The organism is Anabaena sp. TISTR 8404, assembly GCF_056847745.1.
In genome coordinates, this window is sequence record NZ_CP180578.1 from 5418342 (window position 1) to 5432358 (window position 14017).

At 40.2% G+C, this 14017-nt stretch carries 15 protein-coding genes and 1 pseudogene; 9 read left to right on the plus strand and 7 right to left on the minus strand.

All coding sequences use genetic code 11. The features are described from left to right. The first annotated feature begins 94 nt into the window (after nucleotides 1-94). Nucleotides 95-526 carry an MAPEG family protein gene (locus tag ACMX3D_RS23470; RefSeq protein WP_482748217.1) on the plus strand — a complete coding sequence of 144 codons (432 nt, stop codon included), beginning with the start codon at nucleotides 95-97 and terminating at the stop codon, nucleotides 524-526. 130 nt (nucleotides 527-656) lie between these two features. Here the strand turns inward: ACMX3D_RS23470 and minE are convergent, their stop codons facing one another. The 5 genes from minE to ACMX3D_RS23495 form a co-directional block, all read right to left on the minus strand. Then, nucleotides 657-956: a cell division topological specificity factor MinE gene (gene minE / locus ACMX3D_RS23475; protein WP_482748218.1), complete on the minus strand. Its 300-nt coding sequence runs from the start codon at nucleotides 954-956 to the stop codon at nucleotides 657-659. Nucleotides 957-984: 28 nt separating this feature from the next. Continuing rightward, the gene (gene minD / locus ACMX3D_RS23480; RefSeq protein WP_482748219.1) at nucleotides 985-1791 is read right to left on the minus strand and encodes a septum site-determining protein MinD; all 807 of its coding nucleotides are present in this window, start codon (nucleotides 1789-1791) and stop codon (nucleotides 985-987) included. A gap of 45 nt (nucleotides 1792-1836) precedes the next feature. Then, complete coding sequence (minC, locus tag ACMX3D_RS23485) at nucleotides 1837-2982, minus strand: septum site-determining protein MinC (RefSeq protein WP_482748220.1); 1146 nt, start codon at nucleotides 2980-2982, stop codon at nucleotides 1837-1839. 381 nt (nucleotides 2983-3363) lie between these two features. Further along, complete coding sequence (locus ACMX3D_RS23490; RefSeq protein WP_482748221.1) at nucleotides 3364-4689, minus strand: four-carbon acid sugar kinase family protein; 1326 nt, start codon at nucleotides 4687-4689, stop codon at nucleotides 3364-3366. Nucleotides 4690-4722: 33 nt separating this feature from the next. Next, a complete protein-coding gene (locus ACMX3D_RS23495) occupies nucleotides 4723-5376 on the minus strand; it encodes a hypothetical protein (RefSeq protein WP_482752412.1) in 654 nt (217 codons plus the stop codon). Nucleotides 5377-5951: 575 nt separating this feature from the next. Here ACMX3D_RS23495 and ACMX3D_RS23500 point away from each other — a divergent pair. The 5 genes and pseudogenes from ACMX3D_RS23500 to ACMX3D_RS23520 form a co-directional block, all read left to right on the plus strand. Further along, nucleotides 5952-6038: pseudogene (locus ACMX3D_RS23500) on the plus strand (IS5/IS1182 family transposase); the annotation flags it as partial. Between the two features lie 356 nt (nucleotides 6039-6394). Further along, nucleotides 6395-6526, plus strand: a complete 132-nt coding sequence (locus tag ACMX3D_RS23505; protein WP_482748222.1) for a hypothetical protein — start codon at nucleotides 6395-6397, stop codon at nucleotides 6524-6526. Next, nucleotides 6523-6654 (plus strand): hypothetical protein, encoded by a 132-nt coding sequence (locus ACMX3D_RS23510; RefSeq protein ID WP_482748223.1) that lies wholly within the window; start codon nucleotides 6523-6525, stop codon nucleotides 6652-6654. Before ACMX3D_RS23505 ends, ACMX3D_RS23510 begins: the two co-directional genes overlap by 4 nt. A gap of 125 nt (nucleotides 6655-6779) precedes the next feature. Then, complete coding sequence (locus ACMX3D_RS23515; protein WP_482748222.1) at nucleotides 6780-6911, plus strand: hypothetical protein; 132 nt, start codon at nucleotides 6780-6782, stop codon at nucleotides 6909-6911. A 1265-nt stretch (nucleotides 6912-8176) separates the two neighbouring features. Beyond that, nucleotides 8177-8494: a thioredoxin domain-containing protein gene (locus tag ACMX3D_RS23520; RefSeq protein WP_482748224.1), complete on the plus strand. Its 318-nt coding sequence runs from the start codon at nucleotides 8177-8179 to the stop codon at nucleotides 8492-8494. Here ACMX3D_RS23520 and ACMX3D_RS23525 read toward each other — a convergent pair. After that, nucleotides 8487-8720: a hypothetical protein gene (locus tag ACMX3D_RS23525; protein WP_482748225.1), complete on the minus strand. Its 234-nt coding sequence runs from the start codon at nucleotides 8718-8720 to the stop codon at nucleotides 8487-8489. The genes ACMX3D_RS23520 and ACMX3D_RS23525 overlap by 8 nt on opposite strands. 91 nt (nucleotides 8721-8811) lie before the next feature. Next, nucleotides 8812-10656 (minus strand): S8 family peptidase, encoded by a 1845-nt coding sequence (locus ACMX3D_RS23530; RefSeq protein WP_482748226.1) that lies wholly within the window; start codon nucleotides 10654-10656, stop codon nucleotides 8812-8814. A 120-nt stretch (nucleotides 10657-10776) separates the two neighbouring features. Between ACMX3D_RS23530 and ACMX3D_RS23535 the strand changes: the two genes are divergently transcribed. The 3 genes from ACMX3D_RS23535 to thiD all read left to right on the plus strand — a co-directional run bounded on the left by ACMX3D_RS23535 (nucleotide 10777) and on the right by thiD (nucleotide 13961). Further along, complete coding sequence (locus ACMX3D_RS23535; protein WP_482748227.1) at nucleotides 10777-11214, plus strand: hypothetical protein; 438 nt, start codon at nucleotides 10777-10779, stop codon at nucleotides 11212-11214. Between the two features lie 230 nt (nucleotides 11215-11444). Then, a complete protein-coding gene (locus ACMX3D_RS23540; RefSeq protein WP_482748228.1) occupies nucleotides 11445-13058 on the plus strand; it encodes a hypothetical protein in 1614 nt (537 codons plus the stop codon). Nucleotides 13059-13139: 81 nt separating this feature from the next. Continuing rightward, entirely contained in the window at nucleotides 13140-13961 is an 822-nt protein-coding gene (gene thiD, locus ACMX3D_RS23545) for a bifunctional hydroxymethylpyrimidine kinase/phosphomethylpyrimidine kinase (RefSeq protein ID WP_482748229.1), read from the plus strand. Nucleotides 13962-14017 lie beyond the last annotated feature (56 nt).

Below are 14017 nucleotides of genomic sequence, written 5' to 3' on the forward strand. Positions count from 1 at the left end.
ACCTTATACCAATTCGCAATTAAGAAAATCAAATATAGACTAGGTTTCGGGGATTAGATAGTGTTGCCCGATTTTAGAGAATTGATATTATATTGTGGCTTTTGAACTCACAAAAACCAGAGTTTGGCATGGTGCGTCTGAGAAAGATGTAGCACAACAACCCGATCCCTTGATTAATCCTGGTGCTTGGGCAGCTTTAGTTGATAAAAGCACGAAAAAGCTATTTACCCCTCAAAGTCAAGATGATGGGTTGCTGCAACGAAAGGTTCGCGCTCACGGAAATTTTGCTGAGTATGTACCTCATGCATTAATGTTTGTACTTGCCTTAGAGCTAATGCAGGTACAAACATGGTTATTATGGCTGTTGGGAAGCAGCATAACTGTAGCTCGGATTGCCCACGCATGGGGTTTAATCAAAACTTACGGCCCTTCTCCAGGACGAGCTATTGGTTTCTTTCTTACTTGGTTTGTTTATATAGTTGGGAGTCTAGCCTGTATATATTATGGGTTTAGAGGTATTGTCTAAAGAATTTTTACATAGCAGTTCCAATAAAAACATTTCACCAAGTTTGAAAGAGAAGCGCTTAGGTTAGAAGCTATGGGCGAGAAATTTGTTTTTTATACTCAGCACTCAGCACTCAGCACTTTTTTGCCAACTACTGTGATTTATCGCTACTTTCCAAAAGAGACATAGAATCTTTCACCCGTCGGATTGGTAAATTAGCAATCAAAGCTGTTGTTCTTTGGTTGCTTTCTAAAGTGAACTCCAAGCCATCAGTTTCGATTTCCACGTAGCGACAGACGATATCTAGAATTTCTTGACGCATTTTTTCTAACGTCTGAGCATCTAGGTCAGCGCGGTCGTGAGCTATTACTACTTGTAGGCGACGTTTAACTTGATTGCGACTGTTTTCCGGAGGTCGAGAAAAAAGTCGTTCGATAATTTCAATGATCATTGCTAATAGATATCAGGAGACTGAAACATTAAACAATCTTTGTCCAAAACAACTTACGCAAACGGGCGAAGATGTTATCTGGGGGCGCGTCGAGATCCAAGAATTCGACGGTTTCTCCTTCCAATCTCCGAGCAATATTTTCTACAGCTATGGCAGCTAAAGAGGGAGTATCCCCTAATACCAAAGGTTCGCCACGATTGGTCGAGACAATTACACGCTCATCATCAGGGATCACGCCAATCAACGGGATTGCAAGCAATTCCTGAACATCTTGAACAGACATCATGTCATTTGCCTGCACCATTGCTGGCCTAATCCGGTTGATTATTAAGTGTACACGCTTAATACCTTGTGCTTCTAGTAACCCAACTACTCGATCAGCATCCCGAACTGCGGAGATTTCAGGAGTTGTCACAATTAGAGCTTCTTTGGCTGGGGCGATCGCATTTTTAAATCCGTTTTCAATCCCCGCCGGACTGTCAATAATTACATACTGATATTTTTGTGCCAGTGCATTCACCAATAACTTCATTTGTTCGGGGGTGACTGCATCTTTAGAACGGTTTTGGGCTGCTGGTAGAAGTACAAGGTTAGTTTGGCGTTTGTCTTTGACTAAAGCTTGTTCTAACCGACACTCTCTTGAGAGAACTTCTACGGCTGTATAGACAATACGGTTTTCTAGTCCTAACAGCAAGTCCAAATTTCTTAAGCCAAAATCTGCGTCAACCAAGGCAATTTGACGACCCATTTTAGCAAGGGCCATACCTAGGTTTGCTGACACTGTAGTTTTACCCACCCCTCCTTTGCCGGAGGTAATCACAATAATGCGAGTCATGTTCAGAGTTGCGAGCGATGAGGGTTCAGGAATTATAATAAATATTTATGGTACTGGATTTATCCTAGCTAATTGATTTCTAGAAAAATCAGTAGCCCTAGCGATGCGAATACCTTGCGGTGTGATATGTGCCACTTCGGGAGAAAATTGTGATGGTAGCTTTTCTGGCGCTCTAGCTACAGCATCGGCGATTCGTAATTGAGTTGGTTCCATTTGCAAAGCCATAATCAGGCACTCACGGTTTCCCCCAGCACCAGCATGAGCAATTCCACGTAAACGCCCCCAGACTAAAATATCTCCTTCTGCAACTACGATACCACCTGGATTAACATCTCCTAGCAAAATTACTGTTCCCGGATGACGAATTTCGACTCCTGAACGGACAGTCATTTCGAGATAGAGAGCATCTGCTTGGGTTGTAGGGGTTGCTTGAGTTTCCGAACTGAGGGAAGTTTGTGGCTGTAGTTGTTCTACAGAATAACCCGATGTCACAGCGGCGATCGCAGTTTGTCGGCGACTGGTAGCGACAGATTTTAGCGGGAGTTGCACTTCGTTAAAGCTGTCGGCTAAATCTTGCAGCTGTCTGCCGTCTAACAAGCGGTCATGGGCTACCAAATGTACAGGTGTATTTGGTATCCTTAAGCGATCGCCTGCATTTAATCGCAACTTCAACTGCTGCCAAATATCAGACCAAGCTATTTCTGAGGCTGGTAATTGAGCTTCTGTTGGCAAAATGACTAACAGTTTTCCAGCTTCATTTTTGAACTGAACTTGAATATTATTTTTAAGTCGATTGTCTACTTCGGTTGCAGCCACATCCCAAAGAGTAGAACTCGAATCTTCATTTGGGACTTCAGCATTGGTTTCTATGTCCTTAGTCGAACTTGTCTCCAATTCTCTAGGAGTAGAATTTAACTCTACATCTTGATCTGGAGAAGTTGAATCTAATTCTTGAGGCACAGACTCTGGATTTAACACTAAAGGCGGAGAATTTGATTTTAAATAAAGGAGAACAGATGATAGTTCCGTATCTGGAATGACAGAATGGGGATCTGTCTCCGAAACGGTGGAATTCGGTTCAATAGGAGAAACGATAGAATTTACATCTACTTCCGATAGCTGAGAGATTGACTCTGCATCAGGAAGTGCAGAATTTGACTCTGGATTGGGGATAGCAAAATCAGAAGTCATGCAGCACCAGCCATAAACACGACAGAAACTCCGGGTAATTACTTATCTTAAATTAGTTACACAACGGAACGACATCCTCACCCAAGAAAGTTATGAGTGTTGAGTGCTGTAAATGCTGCTGTTACCTCCCGTGGGATGCACCAATAACCGCTGTTCATCGAACTGATGTTTCTGAAGTATTTCAGAACAAACATTTTGTATCAACCCTGTTTTATTATTCTTAACTAGCGATATAGACAGCTATTAGGCATACATATTGCACTTTTTTTTGCTGATTGTCATTAGTTAATAGTCAATGTTTTTTATCAACATCCAATAACAAATGATATTATCAGGCTGAAATCTCTATGACAAAAGCTTTCACACTTCAGACTTCACACTTCATAATTCTTTAGTTAATCGTTTGTAAATTGTTGCCAAGGCGTTAGCATCACCAACATTACCTGGAAACAATACTACTGGTAAGTTTGGAAATTGTGGATGGTTAGCAGGTGTAATTACCATCGAACAACCAGCCAGAATTTGGCCTAGTAACCGCGCTGTTGTTAAAGCCAAGCCTGTACTCAAGACATCATTTGAGGTAATTCCACCTTTACTAATTAAAAAGCCAATATCAGCAGGTAAACCTTGTACAATATCCATCAATAAACTTGAAACCTGAATCCCGAAATCAAGCCGCGTCTTAACATCATTAAAAGTGAGTTCTTGACGACTAGTGTAAATAACTGGTGTTTTGCCAGCGTTATGTACAGTCTGGATATTTTCTAATACTTCGGTGAGCAGTATATGAGATGAATTTTCCTCATGATTCAGTAATCGCTGTACCTCAACTTCAATTCCCTCTGTCCCTTTTGTTTGCAACAGCACTTCTAATTGCTGAGTTGTTTTTTTGACATGGGAACCAACAATGATTGCGCCAGGTTTGCCTTGCCGCACATATTCTGCCATGTTTTCGGCAGCAATGGGTTGAGGAGGTAATGCAGCTAAAGCAGTTAAAATGCTGGCAGCGCTGCGAAATAAAAAGCGTTTACCTTGGCTTGCTGCTGTTAATAAATCTTGAGCAAAAATGTCGAGGTCGGCTTGAGTTTCACCATCAACCACCGCACACTGATTACCAGTCAGTTTGAGTAAGCGTTCTAAGCTACCAGCGCGAATATCACTGAGTAAAAATCTGGTGACAGACTCCGCACTGATGCGACCTTGAGTTTTTTCTTCTACGTATTTGGGTAAGTAACTGTGATGATAACCAAATACAGAATCGCGGGCAAACTCAGTTTCATGTACTGGAGTAGGTACACCGTCAATAATTAAGTAATGTATGCTGTCACGGGTGATGCGTCCGCCTTCAAAAAATGCTGGAACGAGAAAATGAGCATCGAAGGGGCCGAGTTCAGTGGCGATCGCATCCGTTTCAATTGGATAATGCCCACGCAAGGTAGAATCAGAACGGCTGACAACCAAAAAATCGCTAATTCCTTCAGCAGCTATTGCTTGTTTTAAATTTTGACAGACTTCTTTAGTAACAGCTGCGGCTGACTCTGGAGGTAATGCACGGGTGTTAGTCAGTATAAAAAAAATCGGTGAATCATCGCGCAACCCGATGCGTAAAGTATCTACATCCCAGCGCATTAGCAGCAAGCAACTGTGGACTGTTTGCGAACCTGTAGGGTCATCATCCAAGACAATTATTTTTGGTTTATTGCTCATGTGAGTCAGCGGCGCAACTGTTGTGTGGGATAGTTAAGGCTTTTGTAATTTTCTGATTTCGGCTTGCACATCAAGCGCAATCTGCAATGATTGATTGAGTAGTTGAGCATATTCGCCAGCTTGAGTACTGACTTGCAATGCTTGCAGATTAGCTAAATTATTCACAAATAATTCTTGATTATTTGCCAGCAGTTTTTTATTATCCCGCAAAATTCGCTCTGTTTTTAAAGCCCGGACTAAATCTTCTCGAATTAGTTGTAAGGCAGAAATTACTTGTTCTCTATCATTGAGGGAGTTATCTGAAGTTGCTAATTGGTCGTGAATATCTATAGCTTTAATGACAGCATGATATTGATCAACTTCATCTAAAAGCATGGTGAGTGCTTTAGGACAAGTAAAACTTCGCCAGAGCGATCGCCCAACAATCACAGCCAGTGGTACTAAAATTAATAAAATGATGCCTAATTTAATCGAAGAACCAATAATTGGCAAAATAATAAACGCATAAATAAAACCAACAATAATTGGCGTAAGTGCTAACGCCACTAATAGTTCATTAATCAAAAATCCAAATCGCTTCTCGCTGTCTTTCATTACCGAAGGCCGGAAAACATCTTCTGGGTCGAACCCAGTCAAGCGTCTTAGTTCTCCCTTGCTAATTTCTAAGCCTAGTAAATCCGGCTGCACTGCTGCATACTCCTGTAGAAAGTGCGATCGCGTCTTTATTTTAATCAAGTTTGAGCAAGGTCGTACACCTTCCTTGGCAGCCAAAAGTTCAAATGCTGTCATTTTCAGGTTATTAGTATAGTTTAAAAAATATTTTCAAAACTTTGTGTTACTTCCAACCGCTAGATATTTGCAGTAATTTTCTCCGCCGCTTTGGTATGATTGATAGGTTAATTTTGCAGACATGCTCACTTTTGTATTAATCTAATGCTCAATAACTAAATTAATGTATTTAAAAATACTTTTAATGTAAAAATTTCTAAATTTATCAGTTTAAGTGTATGTACAATAACATAATTTCCTTGTATTCCAAAAAATTGCCACTTATATTTTTAATAAACTACTTAATGTTGTATGGATGCCAATAATAGTGAACTCTACGCTAACTTATCCGATGATTTATTAGAAGAAATCCTGAATGATACTCCTAGAATTGCTGACAGACTAAGAGCTGATTCGTAAAGAAAATCTAAAGAGAACTGAATCTGTCTGGACTCAGGTTACAGGCTAAATCGAGTGTATTTATGTTGTTGTCGATGAGCCGTCTACCCGAAATTGAGAATCCGCACCGCAAACCCTACCCAAGTGATTTAAGCGATGCCGAATGGTTAATTCTCAAGCCGACGGACATCGCCATCACTAATCGTTTTTCTCGACTGTTGTCTTCACTCAACAGACTCGGTAATCCTAAATTTTTGCTGTGCCGTATACTGCGGCTACATAACCATGAGGACGGCTACAAAAATAATTGTGTCTGATAACTTACTCCCCTAGCTGGCTGACACTGGCTGGGGGATTTTTTTTTAGTAGATGAAAGCTTCTTGCTGCAAATTGTTCCGGGAGATGCGGTTTGATTGTAGAACAATTAATTGGTAGATGCACCCTGATAACTTACTCCCCTAGCTGGCTGACACTGGCTGGGGGATTTTTTTTTAGTAGATGAAAGCTTCTTGCTGCAAATTGTTCCGGGAGATGCGGTTTGATTGTAGAACAATTAATTGGTAGATGCACCCTGATAACTTACTCCCCTAGTTGGCTGACACTGGCTGGGGGATTTTTTTTGGTAGATGAAAGCTTCTTGCTGCAAATTGTTCCGGGAGATGCGGTTTGATTGTAGAACAATTAATTGGTAGATGCACCCTGATAATTTACTCCCCTAGTTGGCTGACACTGGCTGGGGGATTTTTTTTGGTAGATGAAAGCTTCTTGCTGCAAATTGTTCCGGGAGATGCGGTTTGATTGTAGAACAATTAATTGGTAGATGCACCCTGATAATTTACTCCCCTAGTTGGCTGACACTGGCTGGGGGATTTTTTTTTAGTAGATGAAAGCTTCTTGCTGCAAATTGTTCCGGGAGATGCGGTTTGATTGTAGAACAATTAATTGGTAGATGCACCCTGATAACTTACTCCCCTAGTTGGCTGACACTGGCTGGGGGATTTTTTTTGGTAGATGAAAGCTTCTTGCTGCAAATTGTTCCGGGAGATGCGGTTTGATTGTAGAACAATTAATTGGTAGATGCACCCTGATAACTTACTCCCCTAGTTGGCTGACACTGGCTGGGGGATTTTTTCAGAAAAAATAGCACAATCAGAAAAGCAGTAATCCTGATTATCAAAATTTTATCCGGAAGATGCTAAATGAGCCTCGAACAAAATAATGGTCATAAATGCACCCTGATAAATAAATCTCCTAGTTACCTGCCACCACTGGGAGATTTTTTTATGCTTGGTAAATAGCAACCATGATTTTTAAAAATTTATTCGGAAGATTTTCATAAATTCCCGAATAAATGAATGATTGATCGACGCGCCCTAATAACTAACTCCCCTATGTGCTGACCTCAACTGGTAGATTTTTTTATGCTGGTTTAACAGCATATCAGTTTTTGGAATTTTTATCCGGAGCATACTTCTAAATCCTAGAAACAGGTTATTGGTAGTTGTACTAAGATAACTAACTCTCGTGCTTGGTAGATACGACTGTTTTTTGATTTTGAAGCATCAAAAGACCTTTGAGATAATTGTTCCGGAAGACTTTGCTAGATATTGGAACAATTAATTGGTAGATGCACCCTGATACTTAACTCCCTTAACTAGCTAACACCTACTCAGTGATTTTTAGGAAAACTGTTTTCGCTGGCTGGCGAAATGTTGGTAGTTGCTTAGGCGTATATTCTAGCGCAAGTTTCAGACAATATACTAGTGCAAATGGTGTTTTTTTACTATCAGTGTCAGCATTTATTGACTTATCTTAAGTCTGAATTTTCGCAATTATCATGCCACCGATAGAGTTTATGAAACACTCTGAGTGTATATGACATTCAATTCACTTATTCGCCTTCTACTGTTAGCAAGTAGTAGATGGATTGTGGAAATTTTTTTGCGATCGCTCAGTTGCTTTGCAGAAGCTACCCTGGATGAGAATCATAAGTTCGTACATCCTATCATAGTTTATAGTCAGATTTCTAGTGATTTGTCAAAGCTAAATTACAGATTCCTAAAAACTAGTTTTTTAGAGTTCATTCCAGCATCTGTAATAAAGTCCTAGCTTAGGTTTTAGTTTATTTCCGTTGCCTAGCCAACAGTATTTCCTATCTCTGACTATTTCCTAAAAAGCATTATTTTTGCCTAAAATTATAAATTTTTTACTTAAATTCTCATTAAATGCGTTATGCACCTTGATAATTCTTTGGTGAGATGCTGAATTTTAAAAACTATGGTAATATATATTGCCTATTTCCAGGGAGGCGCATAATCTTATGAGTTTAGCTGTAATTAAATTCTCTTCTGAAGAGTGCGGTATTTGCCATAGAATGTCTTTTTATGACCAAAAAGTAGCAGAAGAACTAGGTTTGCAATTTATCGATGTGAAAATGCAAGACACAGCTACTTATCGTAAATATCGGAAAATTTTGCTCACCCAATATCCTGATAAATCGGACATGGGATGGCCTACTTATATTATTTGTAATTCTCCAGAGGGAGAATTTGAAATTATTGGAGAGGTCAAAGGCGGACATCCCAAAGGAGAATTTAGAAGCCGTCTGCAAGCAGTTTTAAATACCACTGCTAATTAGAATTAATTAATTCAAAAGATTTAACTTCTAAAGCTGGGCCAATCATTGCCATTGTCATAATATCTTCACGTACCTGTCCTGTGACTTTGGCTTTTTGTCCGGCTTTGAGTAAGCTTTTATCAGCGCCTTTGAGAATTTCGTAGGTTTTGCCGTCCTCTGCGACTAAAGCCCAAGCGCCCATACCAATATCACGACGTTCGATAGTGCCTGTAACTGTGATGCTCATAACTAAGTGCTGAGTGCTGAGTGCTGAGTGCTGAGTGCTGAGTAGTGAGTAGAGAATTTTTAGTAATCCCCACTCACTATTGCCTGATATTTTATGCCACTTGTCTTTCGTTGTTAACTGCCAAACGAGCTAGTCCGTAACATAGTAAGGCATTGGCAATGAGAAATGTCCTTGCTAAGTAACCACTACCCAAGCCCCAAACGGTTGGGTCGTAAATTGCACTGATTGTCAAGCAAGCTGCTACACCTAAAGTAGAACCAACGGCAAACCACTTCCAAGTAGGATGCCCTAACAGTAATACGATCAGAGCAAGAGGAATGAGTACACTGGCAAATAAAGGATTAAAAGCATCTGTACCTTGTAGCGCATTACCCAATTCAGGTAAAGAACTGCCCAAAAGCCGGAAAGGCCACTGGGGTAAGTCAAATATATAGATGCCTTTGAGGAAGAATAACCCAGAACTGCCAAAAGTTAAGCCGCTAAATAAAGCCCAACTCCAAGTGAAGGGGAAGTAAACCCGTAAAAACCAAGCTAGTAGATAAGAACCGACTACCATTAAAATCTTAGGCAACAGTGCCACTGCACCGCCATCAATCCAAAAGCCGGGGTTAAGATAACCGTTATCTCGCAACCACCGGAAGAAATCTGGGAAACTGATTTGTCCTTGGGCTGCTAATTTTACTGCGGCTTCAGCATTGAGTTGTCCAGCACCGTAATAGTTCAAACCATCATCTTTAATGACTCTGGCGGACTGTTTGAGGACTTTCAATATATCATCGGGATTTTCTACGCCTTTAGCTCTAATTAAAGCAGCTACACCAGCAACGTGGGGAGAAGCCATACTTGTACCTTGGAGTCCCAAAAATACGCCTTCGCCATTTTCGTTGATAGTTTCTTGCAGAATCTTACCAGTTTCACTACCACCAGGGGCTGAGATATCTACACCAGCGCCATAGTTAGAATAGTCAGCTTTTTCACCATCTGGCCCAAACGAGGAAACGCCAATAACATGAGGATAGCGGGCTGGATAGCTTGCGCCATTAGCACTTTCATTGCCAGCGGCGGCTATTATGACTACACCTTTTCTGTAAGCGTAATCAATTGCATCTTTCATTAACTGGCTTTCACCACCACCACCCAAGCTCATATTAATTACATCTGCGCCTTTGTCAGCCGCAAATTTAATCGCTTCAGCAATATCGGCAACTGTGCCGCCACCATACTCACTTAAAACTTTCAGTGGCATGAGATTAGCTTGGTAAGCAACTCCCGCTACACCATAATTATTGTTAGTGGCTTGGGCGACTGTACCTGCAACGTGTGTACCGTGACCGTTGTCATCTGTGGCTTGTTCTCTGTCGTTGACAAAATCGTAGCCTTTGACAAATTTTGTCTCTTTTAAGTCACGTACCTGAGTAATACCAGTATCAATCACAGCAACTGTGATGCCGCTACCTTTTGTTTCAGCCCATGCGCCTTCAATGCCGATTTTGTGCAGGTTCCACTGCTTGCTGTAATATTGGTCGTTGGGGCCAATTAAGGAAGGTTTGGCTTCATCATTTTGGAGTTTGGTGAGTTCTCCAAGAACAGTGGCTTGAGGTTCTGGAGGAATTCTGTAGATATAATTCGGTTCGATAAATTCTGTGACTTTGGCAAACTGAGATTTTTTCAGTTGTTTGAGCCGTTGGCGATCGCCTCTGATAATATACACATTGTCTTTTGCTGCGAATTTATTATCTAATTGAGGTGTAACGTTGTATTGTTGCGCGATCGCTTGTAAATCTCGGTCTATTTCATCTTTTGCAATATCTTCTCGGAAATCAAGCACAATCGTTTCAAAATCACCTTTAGCTGCTAGTCCCTGAAAATTTAAGAATCCAAAAACAGCAGCGCCCAGCCCAATAATAAACAGGCACAATAATATTAGCCTTCTCATATTAACTCGTCACCGCTTTTGCCAGTTTGCTCACTAACATAACTTATCTACATCCCTGATTGGTGTAATTGTCACTTTAGTTAGTTAAACTTTCACTTACGACTCAGGATTGTTTAAACGATGGAACGTGGTCTTTTATGGTTGCCTTTGTTGATAGCGTTTTTTTGGTTAGCTTGGCAAGGTTCAAAAGAATATCAAAAAGTCGAGGCTTATCGCAATTGGGCAGAACAATTTGAACGAGCTAAATATGATATTTATGCAGTGTTAGGTCAAAAAGAAAACAATCTAACTTGGGGAAAACCCACACCAAAAGGCCCAATTAATTTAGAAACTTTTTCTTTGCTTGATGTCAAAGAAATCAACCTTTTGGTAAATGGCACAATGGTAAATATAGAAACACCACCAACAAAAGGTCGTTCTATAGAGTTAGAGTTTATTATTGCTGAACCCGCTAAATCTATACGTGTACCATTTACCGAAATTCCTTTAGCAGCACAATGGGCTAAGTATTTACAGGGAGCATTACAAAATTTGCATACGGAACAAAATCCATCATAAATCTGTCATCAAATTTTGGATTTTAGATTTTAGATTTACGACAAAAAGAAATGATTATTTTAGAGATAAACACAAACTTTTAATTTGTGTTTATCTTTGTGTTTTGTTGTTTCTTAATTTTATTTTTTAAACAAACTGGATTTTGGCAAATTTTTTTCAGAAATTTAATAAACATAAGCTGTAGTTAATTTAGTGATTTAAAAAAATTCTATTTTCATTTAGGATTAGTGATGCAAAAAAATATTGCTTTTTTGGGTGCATTATTACTTATTAGTGCTTGTAACTCTGGCATTGATGATACTTCTCTGGCAACTAACACAAGTAAGGCGAAAGCAGAAAACTGCCCAAAAGCTGAGTTTGTTGCTTTGCCAGGACAAAATAAAAACGAAGGTTTTTATGACAGATTTGATTGGCACATTCGCAATATCGTAGCGGATGATAACACGATTAAGTTTCAAACTTTAAAGCAAGATTTTGTTTTTTGTCGGGCTAATAATACTTGGACGGTGCAAAAAGGAACTTTGCCCAAGGATTTACAGCCACCTACAAATTATGCAGAATTTACGCAGAATTTGGTCAATCCAAAGTTCAAAAATATTGATTTTCAAGGTAAAACTTATCAGTATCGAGTTGTAAAAGAGCCGCAGTATTCTGTAGGCGAAAACGGTAATATTTCAAGACAAGAAGGATTAGACCCAACCAAAGATAAAATTGTTTTTGAATTAATTACACCTAATAGTAAAAATCCGCAGCAACAAACTGTGTACACTCTCAAAGATTTGCAGAATGCAGCTGTTAAAGCCGGATTTTCTGCTGAAGGAAATCAGTTGGGTTTTCCGAGGGTGACATCTAGTGTAATTTATGGAGAAAGGATTTGGTGGTCAATCGCTTTTGAACAAGGTGAAGGTAACAACGGTATTGCCACCATCGTTAGTTATGACCCAAAAACTGATAAATTTAGCCTGATTCAACCAGATGCACTTTGGTCTACACAAATCACTGATTTAGCTATCACTGGCGATGCTAATAATCCAACTTTGTGGATGGGTACTAATGTGAGTGGCGAAGGAAATCTCTACATCCCTGCTAAAGGATTAGTTGCTTATCGTCCTGATGCCCAAAATCCTAATTCTGGTTCTTTAAGCAGCTACACCACAAATAACAGTCCGTTAGTTGGGGCAATTCCTGACAAACTCAGATTAGAAAATGACATTCTTTGGGTTAGTACCGCTAACGGAGTTTGCCAAGTAAAATGGCAAGCTGCTGATAGCCCTGAAAGTTGGTCTTGTTGGCGCTTTGCAGCAATGGCTAAACTGTTGGAAACATTACCACTGTACAGTGCCTTAACTAATAAAAAGCCTGCTGCATCCTTGTCTGGTAATAATACTGTAGAAGTGTTGTGGTGGAGTCCTGTTAATTTCCAAACGAACCAAGGACGTTATGAGGTGACATATCCTCAAGGCTTTACAACGAAACTAAATGAAGGTGCAAGCAATTATGAGTTTCCACGTTCTTTACCACCAGGAAAACCACCAGTTTCTTGGCCTGGTTTTGAGTGGCACTGGAATGGACAACGCTTTGTTCGCACCTTGGATGAAGTTTCGCTGAATTTAGTTGGTGGTGGCCCCCAAGGTATTGGTTCTGGACAACTTAACCCAGAGATTCCGATTAATTGGAATGCGATGCGCGGTGATTTAGAGTTAGTTGATATTTCTCCTAAATCTACCAGCGTAAAATATTACTCTGGTTGGGTTGACTCAGAAAAACTGCAACCTTATCTTACTGTTGTGCCGCAAACAAAACCCCAAAACTCTCAACCAAATCCTTTGTTAAAAGTCAAATGAAGTATGAAGTGTGAAGTGTGAAATTAATTCGGGCTTAAATTTCAGACTTCAAACTTTAGACTTTTCCTACTCTCTACTCTTATGAACACTGAAACAATATCCAAAATACCTGTTGTATTAACCATTGCTGGTTCTGATAGTGGCGGTGGTGCGGGAATACAAGCTGATTTACGCACCTTTGCTTTTCACTGTGTTCACGGTACTAGTGCTATTACTTGCGTTACGGCGCAAAATACCTTGGGCGTGGCGCGAGTTGATGCAATGCCACCAGAGGCAGTTACCGCCCAGATTCAAGCTGTAGTCGAGGATATTGGTGTACAAGCAGCAAAAACGGGAATGTTGCTAAATCAAGAAATTATCGCGGCGGTTGCCCAACAAGTGGAAGCTTTAGAAATTAGTAACTTAGTTGTTGACCCAGTGATGGTATCCCGCACAGGGGCGCAATTAATTGATGATGATGCTATTAAGACTCTGCGTCAGCAGTTAATTCCTTTGGCAGCTATTATTACCCCTAACTGCTACGAAGCACAAATCTTAAGTGGTTTCCCGATTAATTCTCTGGATGATATGAGGGCAGCTGCCCAAACCATTTATCGCAACTTAAAGGCAAAGACTGTTTTAGTCAAAGGTGGTGGGATGCAGGGAAATGCGCGTGGCGTAGATATCTGGTTTGATGGTAATCGTTTGGAACTCTTGACAACGCAGCAGGTAGATACGCAAAATACCCACGGTACTGGTTGTACATTGTCAGCTGCGATCGCTGCTAATCTAGCAATGGGCAAGGATTTGTTAACATCTGTCAAACAGGCAAAAGATTATGTTACAACTGCTCTGGCTTACTCACTCAGTATTGGCGAAGGTCAAGGCCCTGTAGGACACTTTTTTCCTTTGTTACGAAATTGACCTGTACTTTGTGGAATATTGTAAGTTGTTATTTGCTTGTTATGACGATTTTTGGG

Coding starts and splice junctions, on each gene's coding strand:
- minE (WP_482748218.1), bottom strand. CDS start 956: ATGATCATTGAAATTATCGAACGACTTTTTTCTCGACCTCCGGAAAAC.
- minD (WP_482748219.1), bottom strand. CDS start 1,791: ATGACTCGCATTATTGTGATTACCTCCGGCAAAGGAGGGGTGGGTAAA.
- minC (WP_482748220.1), bottom strand. CDS start 2,982: ATGACTTCTGATTTTGCTATCCCCAATCCAGAGTCAAATTCTGCACTT.
- ACMX3D_RS23490 (WP_482748221.1), bottom strand. CDS start 4,689: ATGAGCAATAAACCAAAAATAATTGTCTTGGATGATGACCCTACAGGT.
- ACMX3D_RS23520 (WP_482748224.1), top strand. CDS start 8,177: ATGAGTTTAGCTGTAATTAAATTCTCTTCTGAAGAGTGCGGTATTTGC.
- ACMX3D_RS23525 (WP_482748225.1), bottom strand. CDS start 8,720: ATGAGCATCACAGTTACAGGCACTATCGAACGTCGTGATATTGGTATG.
- ACMX3D_RS23530 (WP_482748226.1), bottom strand. CDS start 10,656: ATGAGAAGGCTAATATTATTGTGCCTGTTTATTATTGGGCTGGGCGCT.
- ACMX3D_RS23535 (WP_482748227.1), top strand. CDS start 10,777: ATGGAACGTGGTCTTTTATGGTTGCCTTTGTTGATAGCGTTTTTTTGG.
- ACMX3D_RS23540 (WP_482748228.1), top strand. CDS start 11,445: ATGCAAAAAAATATTGCTTTTTTGGGTGCATTATTACTTATTAGTGCT.
- thiD (WP_482748229.1), top strand. CDS start 13,140: ATGAACACTGAAACAATATCCAAAATACCTGTTGTATTAACCATTGCT.